We start from the raw sequence: 18,580 nt of genomic DNA on the forward strand, positions 1-18,580 counted from the left end.
GGGCACGTGAGCACACACGCCGGGCCGAATCGGGCCTCTGCGGACCGGGCCACCGCGGACACCGGTGCGCGCGGAAGCAGTCGGCGCGCGGCCGAGAAGACGGGTCTGCGTCCCTCCCAGTGGCCGGTGATCCAGCGCTGCGGCACCGACACGTCGTGTGGCTGCACCCAGCGCGAGCAAGCGGAAGGTGCCTCAGGCCACGTGCAACGTGCGACGTCAACACCCGGTGCGCCGCTTCCGACCGCCGCGAAAAGCAAAATGCAGCAGGCCTTTTCGTTCAATTTCGATGCCGTGCGCGTCCACACCGATGCGGCGGCCAACGCCACCGCCACAGCCCTGGGTGCCCGGGCGATGACGACCGGGGCCGACATCGTCTTCGCGGCCGGCGAGTACGCCCCGGGCACCGCCGGCGGTGACCACCTGCTGGCCCACGAACTCGCGCACGTGGTGCAACAGTCGCAGGGGCTGGTCAGCAAGTCGATCGACGGCGGTCCCAACGACCATCTGGAACGCGCCGCACACCAGGCCGCCGACCGGGCCACTCCAGCGGCCGAGCACGAGGCCGACGGCGCGGCGCGGACCGTGGCGACGGGCGGGGCGGTGCCGAAGCTGTCGCGTCAGCCCTTGGCAATCGCGCGGCAGCCCACCACACCGGCAGCACCGGCCGCGACCACCGTCCCCATCACGTCGACGGCCGATGCCGTTGCGGTGCGGCAGAATGCCCAGGATTTCGTCAACAACATTGCGGCGAAGTACGGGACCGACAGCGGGCATACGCAACTGAAGGGCTCGCTGTCGTGGACCCCCGCCAATGGGAGGATCGCGAGCATCACCTCAACCTGGTCGGTCGCCGAGAATTACCCCTCGCCGTTCACTGGGCCGGGTAGCAGCATCTCGGCAACAGAAATGGCCGCCTGCCGCGCCCTCTCAGACCGCATCAAGCAGCATGAGGACAGGCACGCTGCGATAGAGAAGACGCAACGCGAGAGATTCCTATCGACGTTTGTCGGGTCGGCGGAGGCCGGTGCCGACGCTCGGGTCGACACCTTGGACTGTCAGGTCGGGCAGGCCCAACGGGCGCACGACTGCGCTGAAGGCAAGATCACCCTCGACGCCAACAACAAGTTGTCGGTCTCGGGCGTCGACCATCCCGAGTACATCGGGACCAACTGCGCGGCGCAGTTCAGGACCGGCGGGTGTCCTTAGACCATCACCGAGTTGAACGGCAGCCAGTGGTTCAGCGGCGGGCTCGGTAGCAGGATCGGCGTCGACACCAACACATTGCCCACGATCGTGACCGGCAGGTTGATCACGCGGGCGTCTCCGGACGTCGACTGCGTCTCGATGCAGAACAGGCTGCACGTCGTACTGGCTGCCGCCCGGTCCGCAGACTTGGCCGCCTCGTTGGCGATGATGTTGCCGTTGATCGCCACCGCGTCTTCCCGGGTATGGATCACCGCGGCCTGACCGTTGGGGAAGCGGTTGCTGATCCGGTTGCCCGTGCACAGCACCGATCCGAACGTCGCCGTCATGTCGACCACCAGCAATCCGGGGGCCGAGTAGGAGTGGCCGACAACCGCGTCGATCTCATTGCCGGTCAAGGCCAGCCGCAGTACGGGCTGGATGCCGGTGTCGGTGGCCTGCGGCACCTGCGGCGCCGCGGCTCCCGCGTTGGCCAAGATGTTGTCGAATGCGGGCAGCAGCCTGCTGACCAGATCCGAAACCGGGGCTGCGGCAGCGGCTTCCGCCGCCGGGGTCGTCGTCGCACGCGGCATCGCGACCGTCTTCGCCGCGTCCGCCACATCCGGGCTCGGTGTGGTGGCGACGGTCGGCTGCTGACGGGCGAACATCTTGTTCACGTCGGCGACGACATTGCCGAGCAGCTTGGTCGCCGGGGGCGGGGTACCCGTCCCGATCGGGGCCGCTGCGGCGGCCGCCGGTGCGAGCGTGGTCAGCGACTGGTTGAGCATCCCGCGCAGGCTCTGGGCCACCGAGGACAGGACGGCCGAATCAAGTTGGGGGAGCCGTGGTCCGGTTGCGTGGTCCGCGGTCGGTGCCGTGGTAGGCAGCACCCGGGCCATGGTCAGCGCCAGTACCACGATGCCATCGGCCAGCACGCTGAGTCCCGTGGCGGCGAGCTCCTTGTTACTGGCCACATCGCCCGTCGGTACCAGCTCCAACGCGGCCGCCTGCGTCAGGTTGGCAAGCGAGAACAACCAGAAGCCGGCGAAGCAGTTCTGCACGGTGTTGTTGTTCAGCCGGATGGTGCTCAACTGGCCGATGACCAACGCCGGCACCGTGATTCCGACGAAGCGACAACCTTCGATGGCGGCGTCGTGCAGTGCGCCGAGGGCGGCCACGGACTCGGCGGTCTGCGTGCGTTCCCAGGTGGCCGTCGGCACCTGCAGATATCCGAACGTCAGCCGGTACGGCGGCATCGGCCTGGCATCGGTGGTGGTGTCGGAGACGGCCAGGTCGTAGAACGGCACCTTGTCGGGCACGGGGGCGGTGTCGAAAACGCAGTCGGTGACCGTGGTCTCCGACAGTGACCCGTTGGCCAGGATGCCTGCGGCGAAAATGCTTGCGGCGAAGCGCAATCCCGTGAAATCGAAGCTGAAGTGGCAGTCCTCGATCACCAGTCCGGAGGCATTACGGGCTGAAATGCCTACTGCGACTCTCAGATTGGCGGAGAACTGCTCCAGCAGTACCCGGCTGCCCACACCGAGTGCCCGCGACAGCGCTGTGAAGGCATCCCTCGATGCGAACGAGACCAACGGCGTCACCAGGTCAAGCCCGCGGATCGTCACCCGGTTGGCGCCCTGCAGAACGATGAGCCCCAGCAGGAAAGGCGCCCCGGGCTGCTCGGGCGCCTGCAGTCGAACCGGACCACCACAGCCTTCAAACGTGATGTCGGAGAAGCTTTTATCGAAGATCACCGGTTCGGTCAACGTGTAGACACCCGGGCTGAAGCACACCTTGATCGGTCCGCGGCCGGCGTAGCGCGCCAGCAGTCTGTTGAGCGACGTTCCGGCCAGGGACTGGGGCGTGACGCGCAGCGTGCAGCACCCGGAGCCGCGGCCCGTCAGCTCGACGAGGTTGTCGAACGGCGGAATGCAGGAGCTGACGCTCGCGGCGCCCTGTGCGGGCCGCGTCACCATGGCGACCGGGCACGCCAGTACCCGCGCGCCTTCCGGCGGCTGCGGCGCGTCGCCGTACCGGGCGGGGTAGATCAGGCTGGGCACACTGGGCCGCAGTGCGAAGCACCAGAAGTCGCCGCGATGGAACACCCCGTTGGTGGAACTGAGCGTCACCGTCACGCCGGTGTTGGCGCCGGCCCCGGACAGCGTCACGGCGGTGCCGGCCGGCGCACGCATCGTGCCCTGCCAGACCCGCAGGTACAGCTGGTTGGCGTTCTGGTATCCGGCCGGCAGATTCCCGCTGATCGCGACCGTGCCCGTCGAGGTGTCGTAACCCTGGCTCAGCGTGAACACGGATCCCGCTGCGGCAGCGATGTATCCGCTGTGCGCGCTGGGGTCGTCGGGCGTCAGGCTCGCGGCGTCGCGCAGCAATTCCACCGCCTGCCCGGCGACCGGGTTGTGGTAGCTGTCCACCGGAGCGTTGGTCAGCGTCAGGATCACGTGGCCACTGTTGTCGGGTGCGGTCCGACTCAAGGTGTAGAGGAACGTGGCATCGTCGTATCCCCAGACGATGGTCGGTACCCCGTTGGCGTCGACACTGGCGATCTGCACCCGGATCAGCTGATTCTCGGCACCCAGGTAGCCACCGGTGGCCACCGGCTGGCACGGGCTGGGTGGCACGGCGTCGGTGACGAAGCCGACGCGCAGTCGCGCACTGGATTTCAGCCGCATCGTCGCCGGGTTGAGATTCAGCCCGGTCTTGTCCCAGGCCGCCTGGACTTCACTCCAGGCCTGGCTGCACGTGGCCGACGTGGTGGGCCAGCGCACGAAGCGCTGCAGCACGCGAAGCCGCTGCATGGTGTCCGGTCCACCGAGGGCGACGTCGGCCAGGGCCGGGTCCTCGCGGGCCGAGACCTCCTGCTCGACGGCCAGCAGGTAGACCAGCTCGTTGACGGCTGTGGGCGGGCTCTGCTGGGCGGGCTCGGGCGCCACCCACAGCGTGCCGCTCACGGGGTCCAGCCAGTCGGCCTGGTCGTCGACATCGACGTCTGCCTGCAGGTCAAGGCGCTCCCCACCCAGGTAGAGAGTGCCCTTGCCGACGGTCAGATCGGCCGTCGAAGTGGGCGGGCTCGACGGTTGGCCGACCTTGACCAGATAGCCGCCGTCGGGGCTGCCGACGGGCCCGACCACGTCGCGGGTGACGGCCCGGTCCCGGGCGGCGTCGATGGTCGCTGCCTCGTTCCAGTCCGCTTCGACGGTGACCCGGCCCTGTTGGGCTACCAATCCACGCCACTTACGGGTGGGGTCGTAGCTGATGCGTGCACGGTCGCTGGCCATCAGAGTTGCCCTCCTTCGCCCGGATTCGGGCTGCGTTTACGTGACATGGATGACCACCGGTGTCAGGCCGAGCGGCATGTATTCGGCGTATTTGGTCAGTAGGCCGTGTTCTCTGATCGGCGCCAGACACGCGCAGAACGCGCCCATCTCGGAGCCACGGTCCGAGCCGGCGGAAATGCTCGAGCCGGTTCCGCCGGTGACCGCCTGGTCGACGGCCTCGAGCAGTTGGGCGTAGCCCGGGTCGCCGTAGTCGGTGGACGTGAACAGCGACGCGTGCGTGCCGGTCGTCAGCGACTCGTACTGCCGCGGCACCCGGCTGCCGCCGACGTACGCGCTGAACCGGACGCAGCCGTTCTGGGTGTCATCGACGTCGGCGAAGCCGGTGATGACGCTGTCGCTGGCGTAGAGGCGGTGCACCGCGATCCGGCCCAACACCGTGACCCGCGTGAGCGTCACCGTGGCGTCGCTGACCGCGACGGCGGCCGGTCCGAGCGCGCCGGGGAACGCGGCGTCGAGCAGACCCCGGTTGACGTCCGGTGTCACCGTGGGCGACGGCGGCTGCGCCACAAGCGCTTTCAGGTCCGGATCGAGCGGCACGGCGGCGAAGCTGACGGCGTCCCACTGCGACGCGCCCGCGACCAGAGCGTTCAGGCCGTCGACGACGGCCTGCGGTACGGGGTCCGGCGCGGTGTAGGCGTCCAGCGCCGACTGTGCTGCAGTTGGCAAGGCGCCCAACAGTTTCTGCGCCAGCGGGTCGGTGGCCCGGTAACTGGCGGCGAGCAGTGCGGGATCGTAGACGTCGGCCGGCGAGTACTGCGGGCCGACCGTGGTGGGGATGGCCTGGATGATGCTGTCGGTGATGGTCAGGGCCTCTACGGCGCCGCCGTAGCGGGTGCGGATCGGGCCGACGATGCTGTGGTCGATCACCAGCTGCCGAATGGCGCCGTCGCCGGCGCCCCGTTCGATCCAGATGGTCGTCGGCCGCAGCAGTGCACCGTCGACCGCCGACGCCAGTGGGGTGGCAGCCGGTGGCGACGTCGGCTCCCCGCGGTTCAGCGTCCCCGGGTCCAGGGTGCAGGCGGTGATCCGGACGGTGTCGAACGTGCCCCGCAGCACGACGTCGCAGCCGCTGATCAGCAGGCCGTCGAGGGTCAGTTGGGCACCGGCGCTGCCGGTGAAGACCCACTCCGGCGGATCGACTGCGGCCGGCCGCAGTACTGGGCGTTGCTCGTTCGAGGCCTGCACCAGCACGGCGGTGATCGGCGTGCTGGTGCCCAGATCCGGCAGGACATCGGCGTAGGTCAGCGAGTCGTCGACGACCAGAGTCGAAGTGGACGCCAGCGCGCCCAGCGCGGCCGCGAGCCCGGTGCCGCCGCTGACCGTGGTGACCGGGCCGGTCTGCGCGGGCGGGTCATCGATGGACAGCCGGTCGTAGGGGCCGGCGCCGACGTACAGCGTGCCCGCGGCCGCCGAGAAGGCGTACTGATAGCCGACGGTGAGCGGCCCCGGGTTGGCGGGGGACACCTTGAAGCGCCCCAGTTCCGGCCACACCGTGTCGATGTCAGCGCCCGTGACGGTGTAGCCGAACGGGGCGCCCCGTTCCAAGCCGGAGGTGATCGGCCCGGGTACCTGCGCCTCGGTCGATGCCGTCCAGTTGTCGGCGTAGTCGCCGGGGTGCGCGGGCTGCGGGAGGAACAGCGGAATCTCCCGGCCCGTCGGATCGAAGACGAACTGGCCCGGGCAGCCGGCAACAGCGACCGGGGTACCGGCGGTGATCGGGAACGACGTCAGCCGCCACAGGAACACCAACAGCTTCGGAATTCCGAAGTGGCCCAAAGCCCCTCGGCCCCTGCGTACGTCGACGGAATGGCAGAATTCGTCGAAGGCCGAGTCGGTGAGGGTCGCGCCGTGGACGTTGCGCAGGTCGGCCAGCCCGCCGGCCGGGGTGCCGGTCAGCGTGCCCACCAGGCCTTCCTTTTGCAGCAGCGCGGTTACCTGCGTGTCGGCGAGATTGGGGAACGCGGCCGCTCCGACCATGGGGTCCAGGCCGTGGCGGGTGCGGCTCAGGCGCCGGAAGGACTCGACCAGCTGCGTCGGCCACCCCGTCACGTCGTGCGCCAGCTCTTCGAGCACCGCGAGCGTGCCTTTGCGGCGCCGATAGTAGATGGTCTTGGCGACATCGAGGCGCTGGCCGCGGGCATCCAGTCCATTGATCAGGTTGGTGCCCAACAGATCCCCGATGTACGGAATCACCCAGTCGTCACACGTCTCGATCGACTGGTCGGCCCACAGCCGGTCGAGGCTGCGCCGTACCACCGCAGCCTGGGCACCCACCCGGTTCAGCAGTTCCTGCAGTGGCCCGGCCGCGCCCGAGGCGTCGGTGTCGTCGGTGCGGTACACCTCGGGCAGCAGCGCCCAGAGGCGTTGGGCGTAGTAGTCGGCGTAGCCGTCGTCGAAGTCAGGCATCGGGCACTCCGCTCAACGTCAGGTTGGTTGCGGGCAGCGAAAAGAAGGAACCTTCCCCGGGGTCGGCCATTTCGTCGAGGATGCTGAGCTGGTTCAGCGCCGGCCGGTGCCAGGTCACCCGCAGCTGATGGACGGCGACGACGCCGGGCACGCTCAGCGCCGCGTCGACGTGACTGCGGTACAGCCACTGGCCGATGCCCATGGCGGCGGGGCTGAAGGCGCCGGTGTCCGGGTCGGCGAAGGCCGCGGTGGCCGCGGCCACGACGTCGTCGACGATGCGGTCGGCGGACACCACCAACCGGGCCGATATAGACACCTCGATCTGGGTGGCTGCGGCGACGGCCACCGGGCGGTTGGGGTCATCGGAACCGGCAAGTGCTCGGCTGGCGCTGGTCACTCCGCCGGCGTCGTCGTTGACGTAGATCTTGACCAGCGTGCGTTGTGCGGCAGCGTCGAATGTCCAGTAGGCCTTGACCCGGGAGACGCCCGCTGCCTGGGCGGCGACCACTTCGTAGTCGACGGCCGAGATCGCCCGGCCGAACGTGAACACACTGGCCGGTGCGTCGGTCTTGACGTTGGCCGGCGACTGCGGGTCCTTACCGCCGTTCACCGGCACCGGGTTGTGGACGGCCGCCAGGTTGGGTTGGCGCGACAGCATGGTGGTCAGTCGGCCGGCCGGCGGGCTGGCCGCGCCCGATCCGTACCGGTAGGTGGCCACGACGTTGCCGCTACCGGACGGCAGCCGTGACCCGTTCAGCCCGTCGCCGAAGCGGACGGTGGCGCTCTGATCGGGTGCCCGCTCCACGACGTAGACCTGAGCGTTGTGAGCCTGGCGGTACAGCGTGGGTACTTCTGTCCATTTGATCCCGTCGACGTAGACCGAGAGGGCCGCCGTCCACCCGGCGCCGTTGGCCAGGTAGGTCAGCGGGGACTTCTTCAACGTGAACCGCTGATTCACCACCGCCGCGTTGCCGCTGCCGAGTACTTCGTTGTTGACCGTGGTGCCACGGGACACCGACACCACGTCGAACAGCAGTCGCAGCGGCAGCTGCAGCGGCGGGTCGAAGGTCTCCTGCGCCGGCGGCAGACCGGTCAGCACCAGCTGCGTGGAGCCGTCGGACGTCGGGTTCGGCGCCACCTGCACGAGGGTCCCAGCGCCGTTGGCGTCTTCCAGCAGCGCCTGCGACACCCCGGGCCGCAGGGAGAAGCCGCCGTGCACCTTCACCGCAACGGGCAGGGCCGACAGTGGCGCCGGCGGGTTGGGCAGCACGGATCCGACGTCGCGGAAGGCGTGCCGCACGGTCACCGGGGAAGAGGTTGTGTAACCGCCCAGGGTCGCCGGGTCGGATGTCCGGACAGTGAGCCTGGTGTACGGGACGACGATGGAAGTGTCTGTCTTTCCGGGAAAGTCGGTCTTGCCCATCTTGTCGCTGGTGCCTGTGACATGGCCCAGCACCGATGAGGCGGCGGTTCCACCGTCGAAGAACACCAGGTCGCCTGGCCGGATCGATCGGACCGTCGCTGACAGGCTCACGACCACCGGATTGGTGGTGTTCTTGACCGGCGCCGGGTCCGTGCTGGTCAGGTTCCACAGCGACGCATCGGCCGTGGACTTGATCAGGCGGTAGCTGTGGGTCAGCCGGGGTCCGGTCGGGGCCGATGGTCCCGACGGCTGAACTGTGCCGATCGAACCCAACGACCCTAACGCCCCCCGTAGCCCCGACAACCCCGGGGCCGTTTGCAGCAGGCCCTGCTTCCATACGTTGGACATATCGAAAAGTGAAGTGTTCGAGAGGATTTGAAACTTCGACGAGCCTGACGCGGAGGGCGACAGCACCACCTGGCCGAGGATTCCCGGGTCGATTCCGACGAATGACGACTCCTTCACGGTGCCCCAGATCGCGGCGGAGGTGAACGCGACCCGGGTGTTGACGGCCCCGCTGTCGGGGTCGGTCTCCGGGTCCACCGAGGCGACAGTGACGGCCGCCCAGTTGTCATTGCGTCCGGCCCAACCCTTTTCGACCAGCAACAGGTCGTCGCCGGCTTTCACGCCACTGACCTTCCCGGCCAGCAATACCGACGCCGGCCCGACGTCCTGGCCGGAGTCGTTGGTGCGCACATCCAGCAGGCGGTTGTGGAGCAGGGCGGCAGCGACATCGGATGGCCCGGGGAAACGGGCCGCGGCAGCTTCGAAGGTCTGGGGCGGTACCCCGGGGGTCGGGGTGCTGGACAGTTGCATCCCGTTGGGGATGATCACGGGTTCGGCCGGATGCTTGGTGGTACGGACCGCACCGACCACGCCGGTGGCCGCCAGCCCGGGGGCGGGGACATAACCGAGCAGTGCCACCAGGCCCGCGATGCTCTCCGGGAATTGTGCGGTACGCAAGTAGGATTCGTTCGCGATGCGTTCGTTGTAGAACGTCAGCACGTCGCCGATGTAGGCCCACCATTCCAGATACTGCAAGCCGAGATCACCGACGGCCGGCCGCCACGGGCCCAAGGCACGCTCCCCGGTCAGCGGGCGCAGCAGCGCGCGGCGGAAGCCGGTGAAATCATCGACCCGGTCGCTGATCGCTGCCAGCCCCGGTTGGTTGCTGACCACCTGCGGGTCCTGGGGGTTGCTGCACGGGCAGGGTGATGGGCTGGTCATGCTTTGCCCCCCTTCACAATTACCTTGAGCGACCCGGCTTCCGGCCGGCTCGGGTCGTCGTCGATGCGCAGGATCTGATCGGCGCCGACAGTCAGTGTGTCCGGCAGCGCCGCCCAGGTGGTCTGCACGCCGCGCTGGCGGAATTGCACCTGGCTCACCCCGGCGACGCCGACGCAGTCCTGCACGGCCGTCAGCAGAGCCGAAGATTCAAGTGGCGCGCCGAAGCCCCAGCGGCTGTGGTCGAAGAACCCGACCGTGCCGCCGGGTTGCTTACCGGGACGCAGCGCGGCGAGCACGGCGGTCTCGACGTCGGCGGCGAAGTAATCCGGCTTCGCGCACAACGTGATCCGCAAGTCGGCCGAAACATAGCGTGGGGCAAAGACATAGCTCTCGTAGCCGGCCAGCCGCCGCCGGTTGAGCAGATCGGTGAGCTCGCCGACCTCGTCGGGTGTCGGCTGTTCGGTGTCGATCGGGTCGGCGGCATTCATCACCGTGAGCCAGCTGCCCGTCCAGCGGAACGTCGAACCGGCCTGCTGCACCCAGGACAGCGACTCGGCGGCGGTCACATAGTCGGCGGGGCGCACGACGCGCAGCGGGTTGGCCGCGAACGCCTGCGGGGCCCGGTCCCGAATCTGCTGCGGGGTCTCGGCATCGGTGCCGCCCGCGGCCGGGAAGGGGTTGGTGCAGCTGAGCACACCGCCGGCGACGGGCCCGGACACCACGATGGTGATCGCGTCGGCCGCCACGTTGCCGATGGTCCCGCCGCCCACCCGGTACAGCGCCTCGAACGTCTGTCCGGGCGTCGGCAGGGTGCCGAACGTGCCGTTGCCGAAGCGGATGGTGGTGCCGTTGCCGCCGTCGTAGTCGAACCAGGTGCGCCGCGACGTGGCCCGGGTCGGGACGTCGTACCGGGCCGCGGTCAGCACCGGTGAGTACTGTTCGGGGCTCAATGTGAACGCGTGGGCCCCCGCGTCGGCGTCGAGCAGCCAGCGCACCCATGTCCAGGTATTGTCCTGTTGGGTGACAACGATTTCCGGTGCGGCGGGTAGAGCGGTATCGGCGTCGGATCCGGTGCCGGCAATCCAGGCCAGCGGGCCGTTGCGCAGACTGTGGAAATAGTCGGGTGTCGGGTCTTCGGGTGTCCAGTTGGCGCCGAGGCGCACGAGCGCGGTCTGGGGTGTGGCAGCGGCTGCGGGGATGGTAAATGTCTCTGTGGTGCGCAGGCCCTGGGTGGCCGGCACCAGGTTGCCGGCATAGATGGTGCGGGTCAGGTCGTGGTTCTGGGTGGTGGGCGCCGTCGGCCAGACCCGGGTGAGACCGACGTTGAAGACGGGGTCGGACAGCTCGCGGGGATCCTTTGCAACGGTGACGATTTCGCGGACCGGGGGATCGGCGCTGGTCGGCCCGGCGGTGTCGATCACCAGCTGCTGGCCGGGGACGAACCCGAAACCCTGGCCGACGATGTCGAAGAAGGTGGACCCGGCCGGCAGGCATTTCTGCGATTCGTCCCACCAGTACGGCTGCAGGTTGGCAGTGCCGTTGGGCAGGTACCGGTTCCACGTCGGGCTCACCTGGTAGTTGATGGCCTCCTGCTCGCCGGTGACCGGGTCCGCCAGGCCGTGCCCGACCTCGAAGTCGATCAGCCCGCCCTCCGCGCTGGTGGCTTGGCAGTGCACTGGCGTGGTGATCGCGGTGGTGGCCGGGGCGACGTCGACTTGAAGCAGCACCGAAGCCGTTGTGGCAGGGGCAGGTTCGTAGTCGACGAGCCGGGCCGCGTGCAGCAATGACCGCGGCTGCGTCGCCGTCCCCAGTGTCGATTCACCCGCGATGCGGTCCTGGAAGTAGCTCAGCTCGTCGCCGATGGCCGCCAGCAGCTCCATGACCACCATGCCGACGTCGGCTTCGCAGCGCTCGAGCCAGGCCGGGTAGCGCAGCGTCGAGAACTCCGACAGCGCCTGCACAAAGCTGCTGAAGTCTTTCGCCAGGTAGTCGATCGGCACGTCCAGCGTGTCCGCGGGCGGACAGTGGGTCACGGGCGGCTGGCAGTCGAAGTCGCTGGGACAGTTGGCTTTGAACGAGAACGGCACCTTCGTGAAGAAGGGGTCCAGGTCGTCGCTGTCGACGGTCAGCTGGTAAGTGGAGAAGTCGCCAGGCGCATTCACCCGGACCGTGAGCACGGGGCGGGCCTGCTCGTCGACGCTCCAGTCGGTCGTCTCATCGATCGGCAGCACCGCCACCGAGGTGATCACCTCACCGCCGGTGATGGTGACCGCCGGGTTGGTGGGCGACGGCGGTGAACCGTTGGCCCCCAACCTGACCGGCACTTCGTTGAGGAAGTGCACCCGTAGTGTCGTCTGGTCCGGCGAGGCCACCTCGACGTAATCGATTCCGTTCCACGTGTCCAGCAGGCCCAGCAGGTGCTGGCGCCGGTCCACGTTCTCGCCGCCGGTTGTCATGGCAGCACCACCGTCGTCGCGGTCGCCGACTGCGTCTCCACCACGGTGTAGGTGAGGCTGACGCGCAGCGTCCCCGGTTCCAGGGAAGCGTCGTCGTTGCTGGTGACCACGGCCACCTGGGCGGCCGTGACGATGCCCGCCAGCCACTTGTTGACCGCCTGCAGGACCCGCAGTTGCACCGTTGCGGACAACGCGTCGGACATCGGGGCGAACACCAAAGCCCTTAGTCCACAACCGAAGTGTGGCAGGTCGACCCGTTCGCCGGGTGTCGTGAGCAGCAGTTGACGCACCATCTGCTGAACGTGCGCCAGGTAGGCGGCCTGGGCGGTGTGCTGCGAGCTGCTGTCGACGCGGATCGGGTAGGCGAAGTCCTGCCGCGGCGGGAGCAGAGGGGCGCTCATGCCTGCACCTCCAGAGCGGAATCATTGACCGAGACACTGGCGTCGCTGACCACCACGGTGCAGCCGCCGCGGCTCAGCGTGATGCCTGAACCGTCCATCGTGACGGTGTTGCCGTTCGGGTCGGACATGGTCAGCGAGCCGGCGTCGTCGTCCAACTTCAACTCGATGGGTGCGACGGTGGCGATCACCTTGACGGCCGCACCGACGTCGGCAGGAACTTCGCCTTCCCGCCAGTAGCCGCCCACCCAGATCGGGTAAGACACGTCGCCGCCCTCGAATTCGATCCATACCCCGCTGCCGACCTCGGGCAGAAAGGCGATCCCGACGTTCGGGCCGGCGTAGGGCACACACGGTAGGCACCAGCCCGTCACGGCAGCGCCCAGAACGGCGGGAACCGTGGCTTTGATGCGGCAGGTCGTCGGTTCGACGTCGACCACTATGCCGCGGTACTTGCCGTAGAAGCGCCCGCGCAATCGCTCGAGCAGGTCCTCGAGCGCCTTGTCGTCGACGGCGGTCACGGTGCACCCCCCGGCGCGGCGCCAACCCCGTTGCGTACCAAGGTGAACTGCATCTTGAGGGCGTTGAGTGAGAACTTGTGCCGCACCGTCCATACCAGCCAGTTGCCCGAGTGGATTGCCCCGGCACCTTCGATGGTGACCACGTCGCCGGCGCGCAACACCGCGCCGAGCCGGTCTGCATCGGCCGTGCCGGTGCAGCGGGTGAAGAAGCCGGACTCGGTCAGTGTCGCGCTGCCGCGCTGGGCCAATTCGGTCACGTCGCCCGGCGTGGTCAGCAACAGGGTCGACGAGCGGCCGGCGTAGGTGGACAGATCGCGTTCGGCCAGGGGGGTCAAGCCGCTGGTGGCGGTATCGGCTTCGGTGCCCTCGTCGGACGCTTGGGTCAGGTCGACCTGGCTGGCGTCAATCTGGCTGGGGCGCATCACATCCCAGTCGAAGTCCAACGTGTCGACCGTCCACTTGTCCGGGTCGACGAGGGAGATGGTGGCGGTGGGCTGCGCGTCGACCGATGGCCGGACGAAGTAGCCGGTGCGTTCGCCCGGGGTGTCGGTGCAGGCGACTCGGCAGATCTTGCCGGCGCGGCGGGCCAGACCCTGCAGGAACTGCAGATCGGTCGCACGCTGGAACAGGCTGTGGCCGTCCGGATCGTGTGGCGGCGAATCATTTTCGGTGTTGCCGTCAGCATGGGCGAACCCGTAGGTATCGAAAATCTCGTTGGCCACCTGGCCGTCGGTGAGGCCGGGCCACTCCTTGGCGGTGTCATCGATGTTCATCAGCCAGGACGCGTCCTGCGCCGCCACATCGAGCGTCGACGATGTGGTGGTCCGGTCCAGGTGCAGCTGCCAGGACAGCACGTAGCCGTCGAAGACGCACTGGGCGGTCTGATCTGACTGAGTGGCCGTCATGCTGATGCCGGTGTAGGGCTCGAACGTGCCATCGCCCACGTACTGCAGGTCGCCCTCCGCGGTGCGGTTGACGGGCACCCGGAGCGCCAACAGGTCTGGGCCGTCACAGCTTTCCTCGACCTCCAGGCTCTCGATCGCCGAGTAGAACGTGTCAGGTACCGGGACGCTGTTGAGCGCCAGTTGAACGGTGACGGTCATGTGGCCAACCCCGGCGCGTTGACAGGGATGCCGATCAGATTGCGGGCACCGAGGGCACTGGCCAGCGGCACGTTGTTGGCGTCGCACAACCGCCAGAACCCGTTGGGGGCGTTGAGGAATCGCGTGGCCACCAGATCGAGCCGCTCGCTGTCCGGGCGTGGGTAGTAGCCGGCGAGGGCCGCGCTGCGCGGCTTGGGGATCTTGACGGCCGCGGTCACCCGGCCACCCGGGAGGGTGACGGTATAGGTGGCGGCGCTGGCGTAGCGGCTGTCGGCGGCGAACATGATTCTCCTGGCGTTAGTGGGGGATCATCCCGATGATCGATTCGGCGGCATTGGCCAAGTTCGCCAAGGCCAGCGCCTCGCGCAGGGCCTGCGTGTAGGTGTAGGCCATACTGGCCAGCGTGGCCATCGGGTCCTCGCTCTTGCCGGCCCAGGCGAGTTCGGTCGGGGTCAGCACGCGCAGTGCGAGTTGGGCTTCGGCGTGCGTGGGGCTGAGCGTGCCGTTGTAGAGCTTTTCGTTGATGGTGAGGCCGGTGACCCGCACCGGAACGATGCGTCCGGGACCCCAGATGAACAGCACCACAGGCATTGTCGAGGCCGGCACCTGGGTGGTCGGACCTGATGACGCATCGCTCGTCAGGCTGGCCGCCGCGGCGGACACCGCACCCAACAGACCTCCGCCGCTGGGCGCCGTCGGGTACAGCAACATCTCGATGGCGGCCAGGCGGCTGTACACGCCGCTGACTTCGGCGATGGCCGCGGTGGGGGCACTGCCATCGGCGATCTCGTCGTTGGCGTCGACGGCGACGGTGAACGAGAACGACTCGCCGGGCATCCCCTGTACTGCCAGCGGGTTGTTGGTGCTGGGGGCCTGGGTTCCGGACGACGCGGCGGCTGGGGCGGCCTCCGGCTGGGTCCAGGTGTGGGTCATGGTCTCCGGGTTGTATTGGAAGATAATGATATTGGGTATCGGGATGGGCAGGAACGTCGGACTGAACGAGACCAGTGCGCCCTTGAGCAGCACGTTCACGGGGCCACCTCCTCGCTGGCCAGCGCCCTGCTGATGGCGTCGATGATGCGGCGCGACAACGCTTCTGGGTTCTCTCCGGGCTGCGCCGGCACTTCTATCCGGAGGGTGTCGATGGCAGCGCTGCCGGTGGTCAGCTGCAGCGACGGAGCCAGCCCCTGACCCACCAGCGTGGCCAGCCGCCGGGCGGCGCCTTCGTCGAGCCCGTTGGCGCGCAGCCGAAGCCGGTCGACGGTCAGCTTGGTACCGGGGTCGGCGGGCTGTGTCATGAGGCCACCCTCCGTCCGGGGCGCATGATCTCGCCCTGCTTCTCCAGTTCGCGACGCGTGGCGGCGAGTATGTGGCGCATCTCGATCGGCGACGCGTCGGTGCGGGCCAGGAACGCAGCGGCCAGGGCGGCCGATTTGATGCCGGCGCCGGTCAGGTCGAACTCGTGGGCCAGTGCCCGCCAGTCGACCGTGCCCAGCACTTCCGTGCCCTCAAGAGCCAACCGCCACAGCCGTTCTCGCTCGTCTGCGTCAGGGGCGGCGAAGTCGACGATGAAGGCGATGCGCCGGACGAACGCCGAGTCCAGATCGCCCTTACGGTTCGTCGACAGCACTGCTACGCCGTTGAACGCCTCCATGCGCTGCAGCACGTAGTCGACCTCGATGTTCGCGTAGCGGTCGTGGGCGTCCTTGACTTCGGTGCGCTTGCCGAACAGGGCATCGGCCTCGTCGAACAGCAGCAGGACAGGTGCGCGCTCGCACGCGTCGAACACGACCTTGAGGTGTTTCTCGGTCTCGCCGATGTACTTGCTGACCATGCCGGCCAAATCAACGCGGTACAGGTCCAGCCCCAGCGAGCGCGCCAGCACCTGGGCAGCCATGGTCTTGCCGGTTCCGCTCGGCCCGGCGAACAGCGCGGTGAGCCCGGAACCCATTGAGGTCAAACGCCGCAACCCCCACTCGTCGAGCACCTCGCCGCGGTTTCGGGCCTGTTGGTCAACTTCCTGGAGGTGTAGGTAGGTGCGCCGGGAGACCACCAGATCGTCCCAGCTGTGCGGCAGTGGCAGGTGAGTCAGCAGCTCCGGTGTCCCCGCGAGTAACAGCCGGCGACAGACGTCCGTCACGGCGTTCTCGCCTGCGGGCGTCACCTGGCTGGCGACCGCGACCTCGGCTGGGCGCAGGGTCCATTCCGTGATGGGTGGCGGTGCCGGTTCCTCCGACAGCGACGACCACAGTTCTACTCGTTCAACCCGGGTGATCGGTTGCAGCCGAAAGGATCTCCGAATTGCCGTCGAGGGCGAGGGCAACGGCTCGTCGGTGGACAGGAACGTCAGTGGGCTGAGCGGCAGCGCAGCCAAGGCGGCGGCAGGCAGGGCCTCGGCATACTGCCATTCCACCGCGCAGCCCTCCAAGATGGCGCGACGGACCTCGCGGACGGCGGGCGCCGACGGATCCGCGGCGCCGGCCGGTGTGCGGGCATCGACACTGATCAAACCCAGACCGAGCCGGGACGCCACGGTCGCCGCCAGGCACGTCCGTCCGGATCCGGGCGGACCTACCAGCTCGATCTCGATGGGCCGGCCAGCGAGCGCTCCGGCGAAGTCGACGATGGCGTCGCAGACGTCCGGGCGCAGCAGCGGCGGGTGGGGTGCAGCGATGCACCGGCCGGTGGTGCCACCGGCCCAGCCCGCAGGCGGCTCTGTCAACAGTCCGGGCAAGAGCAGCGCGTCGGCGTCCCAGCTCGTCGACGTCGTGTAGGGGTCGCGGCCGTCGTCCAACGGGCGAGCGACGTGCCAGCGGACCAGGTTTGAGTCCGGGGCGGGGAACCAGAAAGGCGGATGGTCGAACAGTTGCGCCGCCAAGCCAGGGGTCGGCCCCGCCGGCTCCTGGAGGTCCAGCAGGTATCCGAACACGCGGCGCAGTGCGGGATCTACTGCCGCGGCGAGGCCCAACGCGGCCAGGTGCGCCTCGGGTGCGGTCAGCTGCAGCGTGGTGGTCAGACGTTCCCAGCGGGGGTCCGGTGGTGCGGAGTTCAGGCTGTGGATGGCCTCGGACAGTTCCGCAGCCTGCGGGTCGTCGCGGTAGAACCCGTGTTCGGCGGCCCGCAATTCGCCCCACGGCAGCAGGGCCCGGTCGACCTCGCTGTGGCTGATCGCCAACAGATGCTCGCCTTCGTAGCGGTGGCTGGTCCAGAGGTGCCGCAGCCAGCGCACCCGCCGGGCCGCGCGCAACCGAATCTCTTTGAGCCACAGCGGTTCGATGATGGTCTGGGTGTCTTCGGCCAGCGCCGTGGGACAGGTCATAGCGTCACCCACAACGCCGGGTCGGATTCGACGCCCTGAACGCGGACGATGAGCGGTTCCACCGTCCCGGCAGTCCCCGCCGGGGTGGGGAAACTGAGCGACGTGCCGCCCGCACCGACCACGATCTGGTTGGCCGGCACCGTGTTCGCCCCCACCACGATCTCCGTCGCACCGGCCACGAAGCCGGCACCGTTGATGCCGACCGAGGCCGAGTGCGGCAGGACCGGTCCGCCGACCGCGTCGACGGCTGCGGCCACGCCGAGTGGTGCTGTGGTATCGCCGATTTGCACCTGGTAGCGCCCGGTCGCGGGTGTCGCAGCGCCAGTGGGGACCTGCAGCACGACGCGGGTCGGGGTCGAATCAGCGGCGACGACCCAACCCGAGATGTCGGTGGTGACGGCGGCTTCGGAGATCAGCGAAATGGTTTCGCCGGTGAGATTCTCGCCCACCAGCCAGACCTGCTGTCCCGCGGCGACGGTGGCCGGCGCCTGGGTGAACGAGACTGGCCCGCTTGGTGATTGGTAGCTGGCCCGGCGGAACGTGCCGAAGAGTTCGGTGGCAAGTGACGGGCCGCCGCTGCTCTGCTCGACGATGACGTTGATGGAGGTGTTCCGGGCGGCGCCGGACGGCATGGTGTCGGGATCGAGGAACACCACCGCGGCCCGGTAGACCACCGACATCCGCAGCGGTGCGGTGGTGGCCTGCCACAGCTGGCTCATCTCGTCATACGAGCGGTGCTCCATGGTGAGCGTCAGTTCCCACGGCGGCGAACCGGTGGGGTTTCGAATGATGGGGTTGGCGTGGAATATGCGCAGCGCCACGCTCATGGCCTGTTGCTCTTGGTGATAGTTGTCTTCCGAGAACGCTGACATCAGGTAGTACAGGTTCAGTGCGAACGGCAGGAACCGCACCGGCTGGCCGGTCCCGGACGCACCCTGCGGGGCCCAGAACATCGACTCCACAGCGTTGTTGGTCTCGACGTGGTACAGGAACAGGCTCAGCTGCGCGCCGGCTTCGGTCTCCAGTACGTCGGGTGCCAGCCCACTGATGTTCGGGGTGAACGTCGGGGTCGGCGGCCCCGGCGGGCTGCCGGCTTCCAGTTCGGCCCACAGTGGTGCGCTGCCCCACGAGTCCTTGACGAGCTGGATCAGTGTGTCGGTGATGGCCGAGAGGTCGAAGGACATGGTGCACC

Annotated in this window: 13 protein-coding genes; 1 reads left to right on the forward strand and 12 read right to left on the reverse strand. The window is 68.5% G+C overall.

Going from position 1 to position 18,580, the window contains the following annotated elements; all coding sequences use genetic code 11:
• Positions 1-6: 6 nt before the first annotated feature.
• Positions 7-1,206: an eCIS core domain-containing protein gene (locus QRN63_RS17555; RefSeq protein ID WP_285032033.1), complete on the forward strand. Its 1,200-nt coding sequence runs from the start codon at positions 7-9 to the stop codon at positions 1,204-1,206.
• On the opposite strand, the gene QRN63_RS17560 is transcribed toward QRN63_RS17555, so the two are convergent.
• From QRN63_RS17560 to QRN63_RS17615, 12 genes are read right to left on the reverse strand one after another with little or no spacing between them, the layout of a single operon-like run.
• The gene (locus QRN63_RS17560) at positions 1,203-4,475 is read right to left on the reverse strand and encodes a DUF6519 domain-containing protein (protein ID WP_285032034.1); all 3,273 of its coding nucleotides are present in this window, start codon (positions 4,473-4,475) and stop codon (positions 1,203-1,205) included. The two genes, QRN63_RS17555 and QRN63_RS17560, sit on opposite strands and share 4 nt — an antisense overlap.
• Before the next feature lie 36 nt (positions 4,476-4,511).
• The gene (locus QRN63_RS17565; RefSeq protein ID WP_285032035.1) at positions 4,512-6,941 is read right to left on the reverse strand and encodes a hypothetical protein; all 2,430 of its coding nucleotides are present in this window, start codon (positions 6,939-6,941) and stop codon (positions 4,512-4,514) included.
• Positions 6,934-9,591, reverse strand: coding sequence for a baseplate J/gp47 family protein (locus QRN63_RS17570; protein ID WP_285032037.1), 2,658 nt, complete (start codon positions 9,589-9,591; stop codon positions 6,934-6,936). The genes QRN63_RS17565 and QRN63_RS17570 overlap by 8 nt, the downstream gene beginning before the upstream one ends.
• On the reverse strand, positions 9,588-12,047 hold the full coding sequence (locus QRN63_RS17575) for a baseplate J/gp47 family protein (protein WP_285032039.1): 2,460 nt from the start codon (positions 12,045-12,047) through the stop codon (positions 9,588-9,590). Before QRN63_RS17575 ends, QRN63_RS17570 begins: the two co-directional genes overlap by 4 nt.
• Positions 12,044-12,448, reverse strand: coding sequence for a GPW/gp25 family protein (locus tag QRN63_RS17580; RefSeq protein WP_267315943.1), 405 nt, complete (start codon positions 12,446-12,448; stop codon positions 12,044-12,046). The genes QRN63_RS17575 and QRN63_RS17580 overlap by 4 nt, the downstream gene beginning before the upstream one ends.
• On the reverse strand, positions 12,445-12,966 hold the full coding sequence (locus tag QRN63_RS17585; RefSeq protein ID WP_285032040.1) for a phage baseplate assembly protein V: 522 nt from the start codon (positions 12,964-12,966) through the stop codon (positions 12,445-12,447). Before QRN63_RS17585 ends, QRN63_RS17580 begins: the two co-directional genes overlap by 4 nt.
• A complete protein-coding gene (locus QRN63_RS17590) occupies positions 12,963-14,069 on the reverse strand; it encodes a contractile injection system protein, VgrG/Pvc8 family (protein WP_285032041.1) in 1,107 nt (368 codons plus the stop codon). The genes QRN63_RS17585 and QRN63_RS17590 overlap by 4 nt, the downstream gene beginning before the upstream one ends.
• Complete coding sequence (locus QRN63_RS17595) at positions 14,066-14,353, reverse strand: hypothetical protein (RefSeq protein ID WP_267315940.1); 288 nt, start codon at positions 14,351-14,353, stop codon at positions 14,066-14,068. Before QRN63_RS17595 ends, QRN63_RS17590 begins: the two co-directional genes overlap by 4 nt.
• A gap of 13 nt (positions 14,354-14,366) precedes the next feature.
• A complete protein-coding gene (locus QRN63_RS17600) occupies positions 14,367-15,101 on the reverse strand; it encodes a hypothetical protein (protein ID WP_267315939.1) in 735 nt (244 codons plus the stop codon).
• On the reverse strand, positions 15,098-15,367 hold the full coding sequence (locus QRN63_RS17605) for a hypothetical protein (RefSeq protein WP_285032043.1): 270 nt from the start codon (positions 15,365-15,367) through the stop codon (positions 15,098-15,100). The genes QRN63_RS17600 and QRN63_RS17605 overlap by 4 nt, the downstream gene beginning before the upstream one ends.
• Complete coding sequence (locus QRN63_RS17610) at positions 15,364-17,388, reverse strand: AAA family ATPase (RefSeq protein ID WP_285032045.1); 2,025 nt, start codon at positions 17,386-17,388, stop codon at positions 15,364-15,366. Before QRN63_RS17610 ends, QRN63_RS17605 begins: the two co-directional genes overlap by 4 nt.
• Entirely contained in the window at positions 17,385-18,572 is a 1,188-nt protein-coding gene (locus QRN63_RS17615; protein ID WP_285032047.1) for a Pvc16 family protein, read from the reverse strand. Before QRN63_RS17615 ends, QRN63_RS17610 begins: the two co-directional genes overlap by 4 nt.
• Positions 18,573-18,580 lie beyond the last annotated feature (8 nt).

The organism is Mycolicibacterium sp. lyk4-40-TYG-92 (assembly GCF_030209435.1).
In the GTDB taxonomy this organism is placed as follows: domain Bacteria; phylum Actinomycetota; class Actinomycetes; order Mycobacteriales; family Mycobacteriaceae; genus Mycobacterium.